This is a genomic window from Sphingomonas endophytica (assembly GCF_001476895.1).
GTDB classification, from domain to species: domain Bacteria; phylum Pseudomonadota; class Alphaproteobacteria; order Sphingomonadales; family Sphingomonadaceae; genus Sphingomonas; species Sphingomonas endophytica_A.
Window position 1 is genome coordinate 1 of the sequence record NZ_LDTB01000288.1, and the last position, 538, is coordinate 538.

Genomic DNA, 538 nt, shown 5'->3' on the forward strand with positions numbered 1-538 from the left:
GTTCGAGGAGGTCACGCTCGATGACATCTCGACCATCATGTACACCTCGGGCACCACCGGCCAGCCCAAGGGCGCGATCATCACGCATGGGATGACGTTCTGGAATTGCGTCAACCTCGGCGGCCCCGCCTATATCTCACCGGCCTCGGTGCTGCTGACCGTGCTGCCGCTATTCCACACCGGCGGACTGAATTGCTACACCAACCCGGTGCTGCATGCCGGCGGCACCGTGCTGATCATGCGCGCCTTCGATCCCGGCGAGGCGCTGAAGCTGATCGGCGATCCCTCACAGGGTATCAACGTGTTCTTCGGCGGGCCCGCGATCTACCAGTTCATGGCGCAGCATCCTTCGTTCGCCACGGCAGATTTCAGCCGCCTGATGATCGGCGGCGTCGGCGGCGCGCCGATGCCGGTGCCGTTGCTCAAGACCTGGGAGGCGCGCGGCGTCGCGCTGCAACAGGGCTACGGCATGACCGAGACCTCACCGGCGGTGATGGTGCTCGACCGCGAGGATGCCGCACGCAAGGCGGGTTCGTCC

The 538-nt window shown here is 65.6% G+C and carries 1 protein-coding gene; it reads left to right on the plus strand.

The window, feature by feature from the left end; all coding sequences use genetic code 11:
* The coding region (locus NS334_RS17240) for an AMP-binding protein (protein ID WP_153002838.1) at window positions 1–538 on the plus strand (538 nt) is incomplete at both ends.